This window comes from Paenibacillus cisolokensis (assembly GCF_050481165.1).
GTDB lineage: Bacteria > Bacillota > Bacilli > Paenibacillales > Paenibacillaceae > Paenibacillus_AH > Paenibacillus_AH cisolokensis.
Map to the genome: position 1 here is coordinate 19,803 of NZ_JBCNFP010000104.1, position 7,954 is coordinate 27,756.

At 58.3% G+C, this 7,954-nt stretch carries 7 protein-coding genes; all 7 read right to left on the reverse strand.

Annotated elements, in window-relative coordinates; translation table 11 throughout:
• Positions 1 to 83: 83 nt before the first annotated feature.
• The 7 genes from secG to ABEV74_RS17395 all read right to left on the reverse strand — a co-directional run bounded on the left by secG (position 84) and on the right by ABEV74_RS17395 (position 7,812).
• Positions 84 to 320 (reverse strand): preprotein translocase subunit SecG, encoded by a 237-nt coding sequence (gene secG, locus ABEV74_RS17365; RefSeq protein WP_062489395.1) that lies wholly within the window; start codon positions 318 to 320, stop codon positions 84 to 86.
• Positions 321 to 661: 341 nt separating this feature from the next.
• Positions 662 to 1,954, reverse strand: a complete 1,293-nt coding sequence (eno, locus tag ABEV74_RS17370) for a phosphopyruvate hydratase (RefSeq protein ID WP_430147916.1) — start codon at positions 1,952 to 1,954, stop codon at positions 662 to 664.
• A 46-nt stretch (positions 1,955 to 2,000) separates the two neighbouring features.
• Entirely contained in the window at positions 2,001 to 3,539 is a 1,539-nt protein-coding gene (gene gpmI / locus ABEV74_RS17375) for a 2,3-bisphosphoglycerate-independent phosphoglycerate mutase (RefSeq protein ID WP_430147919.1), read from the reverse strand.
• Position 3,540: 1 nt separating this feature from the next.
• Positions 3,541 to 4,293 carry a triose-phosphate isomerase gene (gene tpiA / locus ABEV74_RS17380; protein WP_062489401.1) on the reverse strand — a complete coding sequence of 251 codons (753 nt, stop codon included), beginning with the start codon at positions 4,291 to 4,293 and terminating at the stop codon, positions 3,541 to 3,543.
• Positions 4,294 to 4,326: 33 nt separating this feature from the next.
• Complete coding sequence (locus ABEV74_RS17385) at positions 4,327 to 5,508, reverse strand: phosphoglycerate kinase (protein WP_430147922.1); 1,182 nt, start codon at positions 5,506 to 5,508, stop codon at positions 4,327 to 4,329.
• A 173-nt stretch (positions 5,509 to 5,681) separates the two neighbouring features.
• Positions 5,682 to 6,686 (reverse strand): type I glyceraldehyde-3-phosphate dehydrogenase, encoded by a 1,005-nt coding sequence (gap, locus tag ABEV74_RS17390; RefSeq protein ID WP_062489406.1) that lies wholly within the window; start codon positions 6,684 to 6,686, stop codon positions 5,682 to 5,684.
• 85 nt (positions 6,687 to 6,771) lie between these two features.
• Positions 6,772 to 7,812, reverse strand: coding sequence for a sugar-binding transcriptional regulator (locus tag ABEV74_RS17395; RefSeq protein ID WP_430147929.1), 1,041 nt, complete (start codon positions 7,810 to 7,812; stop codon positions 6,772 to 6,774).
• Positions 7,813 to 7,954 lie beyond the last annotated feature (142 nt).

Here is a 7,954-nt window from a genome sequence, read left to right on the forward strand (position 1 = left end):
CGAAATCGCCACCGCGCAACCGTCTGCCGCCATTCGCCATAAAAAAAGCGGGGATGCATCCCCGCTTTCCGCTTATATTTACATTAGGATTTCACCAAATACGCGACGGACAGCGAAAGGATAAAGAAGCCGACCGCCAGCACGACCGTCAAACGCTGTAAAAACAAATCGAGCCCCCGAGCTTTTTGCTTGCCGAACAGATGCTCCGCACCGCCGGAAATCGCACCAGACAACCCTGCGCTTTTTCCTTTTTGCAGCAGGACGACCGCAATCAGACCAACCGAGAACACGATGAGCAAAATTTTCAGAAATACTTCCATTTTCCCACCTCCCGCGCAGGAGCTGCGCAAACACGTTCCTTCCCGGGCCTTCGGAGATAGCTCCGCAGCGCCGAAAACAGCAAGTTTATTGTATCATACCGTCCGCATGAATACAATAGCTTGCCCCTTCCGGCAGAAGCCCGCCGAGCTCGTATTTCTTGCCCTGCTCCATAGCACCCCGAAATGCTTCGATTCAAAGCGTAAATACTTCGCCTCATCAAATGTTTACGTCGTGATTCATCACGCTTCTACGGCAATCCGCCGCAACTGCAAAAAGCCGGCGCCCCGCAGAAGGGCGCCGGCCGCTGTTCCGTCCCGCATGAAGCGGGCGTACCGGACGATTATTTAAAGTTTTTCAGGTTGTAGAACGCCGACTTGCCCGCATATTGCGCCGACGATCCGAGACGGTCCTCGATGCGCAGCAGCTGGTTGTACTTCGCTACGCGGTCCGTACGGGACGGCGCGCCGGTTTTGATCTGGCCGGCATTGGTCGCGACGGCGATGTCCGCGATCGTGCTGTCTTCGCTTTCGCCGGAACGGTGCGACACAACGGCGGTGTAACCGGCACGTTTGGCCATTTCGATCGCGTCGAACGTTTCGGTCAGGGTGCCGATTTGGTTAACTTTAACGAGAATGGAGTTGCCCACGCCTTTCTCGATGCCGTCGGCCAGACGTTTCGTGTTCGTCACGAACAGGTCGTCGCCGACGAGCTGTACGCGGCCGCCCAGTTTCTCGGTCAGCAGCTTCCAGCCTTCCCAGTCGTCCTCGGAACAGCCGTCCTCGATCGTGATGATCGGGTACTTATCCACCCAGGAGGCGAGCAGGTCGACGAATTCCGCGGACGTGAACGACTTGCCTTCGCCTTCCAGATGATATTTGCCGTCCTTGTAAAATTCCGTGGAAGCGACGTCCATGCCCAGGAACACGTCTACGCCCGGCTTGTACCCGGCGCGCTCGATCGCGGCGATAATCGTCGTGATCGCTTCTTCGTTCGACCCGAGGTTCGGAGCGAATCCGCCTTCGTCGCCGACAGCCGTGTTCAGTCCTTTGTCCTTCAGTACCGATTTCAGGTTGTGGAAAATTTCCGCGCCGATCCGGAGCGCTTCCTTGAAGCTCGATGCGCCGACCGGCAGAATCATGAACTCCTGCACGTCGATATTGTTGTCGGCATGTTCGCCGCCGTTGACGATGTTCATCATCGGCACCGGCAGCACTTTGGCGTTGAAGCCGCCGAGGTAAGCGTACAGCGGAATGCCGAGCGCATCGGCTGCCGCGCGGGCTACGGCCATCGAAACGGCCAGAATCGCGTTGGCGCCGAGCTTGCCTTTGTTCGGCGTGCCGTCGAGCTCGATCATTTTGCGGTCGATCAGCGCTTGGTCGAATGCGTCAAGGCCGATAATTTCCGGCGCGATGACGGTATTGACGTTCTCTACCGCCTTCAGCACCCCTTTGCCCAAATAACGGCTTTTGTCGCCGTCGCGCAGCTCGACAGCCTCGTAAGCGCCGGTCGAAGCGCCGGAAGGCACGATCGCGCTGCCTTTGCCGCCGGATTCGAGGGTCACTTCCACTTCTACCGTCGGGTTGCCGCGGGAATCAAGCACTTCGCGGGCATAAACATCAACAATGAGGGACATAGATTGGACACTCCTTTATTTAGATATTCGCCGGATCGAGGCTCGGTTATCGATTCAGCAAGCTGGAACCCGTCATTTCTTCAGGCTTGGCGATGTTCATCAGCTCCAGCATCGTCGGGGCGATATCGGCCAGAATGCCGCCTTCGCGGAGCTTAAGGCCGGTCTTGGTGACGATAAACGGCACCGGATTCGTCGTGTGCGCCGTATGCGGACGGCCCATCTCGTCAGTAATCATATCCGCGTTGCCGTGGTCGGCCGTAATGAGACAGATGCCGCCTTGCGCCAGCACCGCTTCCACCACTTTGCCCAGACATTCGTCCGTCGCTTCCACCGCCTTGATCGTCGGTTCCAGCTTGCCGGAATGGCCGACCATGTCGGGGTTGGCAAAGTTCAGAATGATCGCGTCATGGCGTCCCGCCTCGATTTCCTTGACAGCGGCGTCCGCCACTTCGTAAGCGCTCATCTCCGGCTTCAGGTCATAGGTGGCCACCTTCGGCGAAGGGATGAGAATGCGCGTCTCGCCGGGCAGTTCCACGTCCCGTCCGCCGCTGAAGAAGAACGTGACATGCGGATATTTCTCCGTCTCGGCAATGCGCAGCTGACGCTTGCCGTGCTGGACAAGCACTTCGCCGAACGTATTGTCGAGATTTTTCGGTTTGTAAGCGACGTAGCCGCCCACCGTCTCGCTAAACAGCGTCAGGCAGACGTAATGCAGATTTTTCGGATATGCCGGTCCCCGGTCGAAGCCCTGGAAATCTTCGTTCGTGAAGACCTGCGAAAGCTGAATCGCCCGATCGGGCCGGAAATTGAAGAAAATGACCGAATCTTCGGATTCAACCAGTCCGACCGGCTTGCCGTCCTCGCCCACGATAACCGTCGGCATGACGAATTCATCATATACCGATTTCTCGTACGATTCAACTACGGCTTGAATCGGATCGGTATATTTCGGGCCTTCTCCGTAGACCATCGCGCGGTACGATTTCTCCGTCCGTTCCCAGCGCTTGTCGCGGTCCATCGCATAGTACCGGCCCTGCACCGTCGCAATCCGTCCGACGCCAAGCTCGGCGATCTTCTGCTGCAGGTTTTCGAGATAGCCTTTGGCGCTGTCCGGCGCGACGTCGCGGCCGTCCAGGAAAGCATGGATGTAAACGTCCTGCAGGTTTTCCCGCTTCGCCAGTTCAAGCAACGCGTACAGATGCTCGATATGGCTGTGTACGCCGCCGTCGGAAAGCAAGCCGTACAGATGCAGCTTTTTGCCGTTCTGCTTCGCATGGCGAACGGCCGCCAGCAGCGTTTCGTTTTCGAAAAATTCGCCTTCCCGGATCGACTTGCTGATGCGGGTCAAATCCTGGTAAACGATCCGTCCGGCCCCGATATTGAGATGGCCGACTTCCGAATTGCCCATCTGGCCTTCCGGAAGCCCGACCGCCTCGCCGCAAGCGGTCAGGGTCGTATGCGGATAAGTCGACCAGTAGCGGTCAAAGTTCGGTTTTTTCGCCTGGGCGACGGCGTTGCCCTGCGTCTCCTCGCGCAGCGCGAAGCCGTCGAGAATGATTAGCGCGACCGGTTTCGGTGCCGACATCTTACTTCGCCCCCTCGATCAGCTGAACATAAGAGGCCGGCTCCAGGCTGGCGCCGCCGACCAATGCGCCGTCGATGTTCGGCTGGCCCAGATATTCCGCCACGTTGGCCGGCTTCACGCTGCCGCCGTACTGAATCCGGATCGCGTCGGCCGTCGATTGTCCGAACAGATCCTTCACGACCGAACGGATATAGGCGATTACATCCTCGGCATCCGCCGCGGTCGATGATTTGCCGGTGCCGATCGCCCAGATCGGCTCGTAGGCGATGACGACTTCGGCCGCTTGCGCCGCACTCAGTCCTTGGAGCGCGCCTTCGGTTTGCACCCGGCAGACTTCCTTCGTCTGGCCCGCTTCGCGTTCTTCCAGCTTCTCGCCAACGCATACGATCGGCGTCAGGCCGTGCCGGAATGCGGCGTGGACTTTCTTGTTGACAATTTCATCGGTTTCTCCGAAATACGCCCGCCGCTCGGAATGTCCGACGATGACGTACTTGACGCCGAGCTCCTTCAGCATGCCGCCGCTGATTTCGCCCGTATAGGCGCCGCTGTCCTCATAGTGGACGTTTTGCGCCCCGATGGCAATCGTCGTTCCTTCGGCCGCTTTGACAAGCGAGGGCAGCGCGGTGAACGGCGCGCAGATGACGCTTTCCACACCGTCGATTTCGGCCTTCCCTTTCACCTCGGCCAGGAAGCTTACCGCTTCGGACGAGGTTTTGAACATTTTCCAATTCCCTGCGATAATCGGTTTTCTCACAGCCGGAATCCCTCCTTCAGATTTGCCCGACCCTTACTTGTCGTTCAGCGCGACTACGCCCGGGAGCGCCTTGCCTTCCATGAATTCAAGCGATGCGCCGCCGCCGGTCGAAATATGGTCCATCTTGTCCGCCAGCCCGAATTTTTCCGCCGCAGCCGCGGAGTCCCCGCCGCCGATCACGGTATAGGCTTCCGTTTCCGCGCATGCGCGCGCAACCGCCTGCGTGCCGTGGGAGAACGGTTCGATTTCGAATACGCCCATCGGGCCGTTCCATACGACCAGCTTGGACGAACGGATGACGTCGGCGTAAATTTCCCGCGTCTTCGGTCCGATATCGATCGCTTCCCAGTCGGCCGGGATGCTGTCGATGCTGACGACCCGGGTATTGGCGTCAGCGCTGAAATCGTCGGTCACGACGACATCGACCGGAAGCAGGAACCGTTTGCCGGCGGCTTTCGCTTTCTCGATAAAGCCGAGAGCCAGATCCAGCTTTTCGTTGTCCACGAGCGATTTGCCGATTTCGTAGCCTTGCGCTTTGAAGAATGTATAAGAGAGGCCTCCGCCGATGATGATGTTGTCGGCAATCTCGATCATTTTGTTAATGACGTCGATTTTGTCCTTCACTTTGGAACCGCCGATAATCGCCGTGAAAGGACGTTCCGGATTGGAGAGCGCTTTGCCGAGGATCGTCAGCTCTTTCTCCATCAGCAGGCCGGATACGGCCGGTAGATGATGCGCGATCCCTTCCGTCGAAGCATGCGCGCGGTGGGCGGCGCCGAATGCGTCGTTAACGTACAGGTCGGCCAGCTTGGCGAAGCCTTTGGCCAGTTCCGGATCGTTCTTCTCTTCTCCGGGGTAAAAGCGGACGTTCTCAAGCAGCAGCACATCGCCGTCGTTCATCGCCGCGATTTTCGCTTCCACCGCTTCGCCTACCGCTTCGTCGGCTTTCGCGACCGGACGGCCAAGCAGCTCGGAAAGCCGCTGCGCGACAGGCGTCAGGCGCAGTTCTTCCACCACCTGTCCTTTCGGACGGCCCAGATGGGAAGCGAGAATCACTTTGGCGCCGCGTTCGATCAAATATTGAATCGTCGGCAGCGTCTCGCGGATGCGGGTATCGTCGGTAATGCGGCCGTTTTCCAGCGGAACGTTAAAATCGACGCGGACAAACACGCGTTTGCCGGACACTTCTACGTCGCGGACACTTTTTTTGTTCATCGGTTGACCTCCTGGTAATCAGTAATTCGAATGCTGCCGGCACAGATCCGGTCATACGCGAAGAAGTGACCTGGGATGAGCCCCGAGTCACTTCTTCTCCCCCTCCGAGCGCATCGGGGCTTCATTAGCGGGCGCCCTGACAGGCCGGGGTGCGGGGGTACCATGTTAACGGATTACAGACCTTTCGATGCGATGTAAGCGGCCAGATCAACGACGCGGTTGGAATAACCCCATTCGTTGTCGTACCAGGAAACGACTTTCACCATATTGCCTTCCACGACCATCGTGGACAGCGCGTCGATCGTGGACGATGCCGGGTTGCCGTTGTAGTCGCTGGAGACGAGCGGCTCTTCCGAGTAGGCGAGAATGCCTTTCAGCGGGCCTTCGGCAGCTTCTTTCAGCGCCGCGTTCACTTCGTCGACCGTCACGTTCACTTTCAGCTCGGCAACCAGGTCGGTAACCGACACGTTCGCCGTCGGCACGCGCATCGCCATGCCGTTCAGCTTGCCTTTCAGCTCGGGCAGGACGAGCGAGACGGCTTTCGCGGCGCCCGTCGTGGACGGAATGATGTTTTCTGCGGCGGCACGTGCGCGGCGCAGATCTTTGTGCGGCAGATCGAGCACGTTCTGGTCGTTCGTGTAGGAGTGAACCGTCGTCATCATCCCTTTGACGATGCCGAATCTGTCGTTGAGCACTTTCGCAAAAGGCGCCAGACAGTTCGTCGTACACGACGCGTTGGAGATAACGGTGTGGGCTTGCGGATCGTATTTGTCTTCGTTGACGCCCATGACGATCGTAATATCTTCGTTCGTTGCCGGAGCGGAAATGATAACTTTCTTCGCGCCGCCTTTCAGGTGAAGCTCGGCTTTTTCCTTCGCGGTGAAGATGCCGGTCGATTCGACAACGATTTCGGCGCCGTACTCGGCCCAGGGCAGGTTTTCCGGATTGCGCTCCGCGAATACTTTGATTTCGCGGCCGTTAACGATCAGCGCGCCTTCTTTCGCTTCAACCGTAGCGTCAAGCCGGCCATGGGTCGTGTCGTATTTCAGCAAGTGAGCCAGCGTTTTCGTATCCGTCAGGTCGTTGACGGCTACGACTTGCACATCGCTGCGGTTCAGCGCAGCACGGAATACGTTGCGGCCGATCCGGCCAAAACCGTTAATCCCTATTTTCACCATTTCACATCTTCCTCCTGTGTGGTTCAAATATATTTCAAGACGATTGCCGGCATCGATGTCAACTGCTTGCCGTAAACCGTCATGATCACTCCCGCTCCTCCGCATCGATAAGAGCAGCAATTTCCTTCGCCGCAGCTTCGTCTGTCACCAGCACGTCGTCGTGTCCGAACTTCATGACGGCGGCGATCGCTTCCGCCTTGCTGCGGCCTCCGGCGACCGCGATGACGACTTCCGTCGTCATAATGTCTTCCAGCCGCAAACCGGCGGTCAACATTTTGTGCACGACCGAGCCGTTGCGGTCGAAATAGTAGCCGAACGCCTCGGCAAGCGCCCCATCCGCCTTAAGCGCCTCGACGACGGAATCGTCCACCCGCCTGCGCCGCGCCATGACCATTGCATCCCCGATGCCGTGCACGACGATGCGGGCGCTGCGGATCACTTCCACGATTTCGCGGACGTTGGGCTCTTGCATGAGCGACAAATACGCTTCTTCGCCGAGATGATCGGGCACATGAAGCAGCCGGTATTGGGCGCCGGTGCGCTTCGCCATCGTGGAAGCGATCGTGTTCGCCTGATAATCCAGACTTTCACCCAGTCCGCCCCGCGCCGGCACGAACCAGTTGCTCTTGAGCGGCGTTGGCGACGAGAACTGATTGGCTACCTGCGCGAGCGTCGAACCGCCCGTAACCGCGACGACGTCGTCTTTGCCAAGCGCCTTGCGCAGCGCCTGACAGCCCGCTCTACCCAGCTCCCGCTTCGTTCGGGGCGACGCCTCCGAATCGCCGGGGACGATTACGACCTGCTTCAGGCCGAAATGCCGGCGAATCTTCTCTTCCAGCTCCGAGAGACCGAACATCGTCCGGAACAGCGGCTCCATCTCTTCGAGCAGACGTCTGCCCGCATCCGTAATCCGCATGCCGGATGAATGGATTTCAAGCAGTCCCTGCGCCTTCAGAAAATCCGTTTCCGCCCGGAGCACCCGCTCCGTCATCGACAGCGACGTCGCCAGCGTCCTGCGGCCGATCGAGTCGGACAACATGACCTGGTGCAGCACCCGATACCGCTTTTTCATCCGGTCCATCAAATCCGGCACGAGCTGCTGCTGCAGATCGAGAAGTTCTCGCATCGTCATCGCTCAACTCCATGGACGCAATACGTCCCACATAAACATTTTAAGTCCCACCTTTATTGTAGCGAAAAGCTTGATCTCACGCAAGTCAACATATGTTCCCTTTTTCGAATCATGAAAAACCGTAAATTGCAAGAAT

Coding starts and splice junctions, on each gene's coding strand:
- secG (WP_062489395.1), bottom strand. CDS start 320: ATGGAAGTATTTCTGAAAATTTTGCTCATCGTGTTCTCGGTTGGTCTG.
- eno (WP_430147916.1), bottom strand. CDS start 1,954: ATGTCCCTCATTGTTGATGTTTATGCCCGCGAAGTGCTTGATTCCCGC.
- gpmI (WP_430147919.1), bottom strand. CDS start 3,539: ATGTCGGCACCGAAACCGGTCGCGCTAATCATTCTCGACGGCTTCGCG.
- ABEV74_RS17385 (WP_430147922.1), bottom strand. CDS start 5,508: ATGAACAAAAAAAGTGTCCGCGACGTAGAAGTGTCCGGCAAACGCGTG.
- gap (WP_062489406.1), bottom strand. CDS start 6,686: ATGGTGAAAATAGGGATTAACGGTTTTGGCCGGATCGGCCGCAACGTA.
- ABEV74_RS17395 (WP_430147929.1), bottom strand. CDS start 7,812: ATGCGAGAACTTCTCGATCTGCAGCAGCAGCTCGTGCCGGATTTGATG.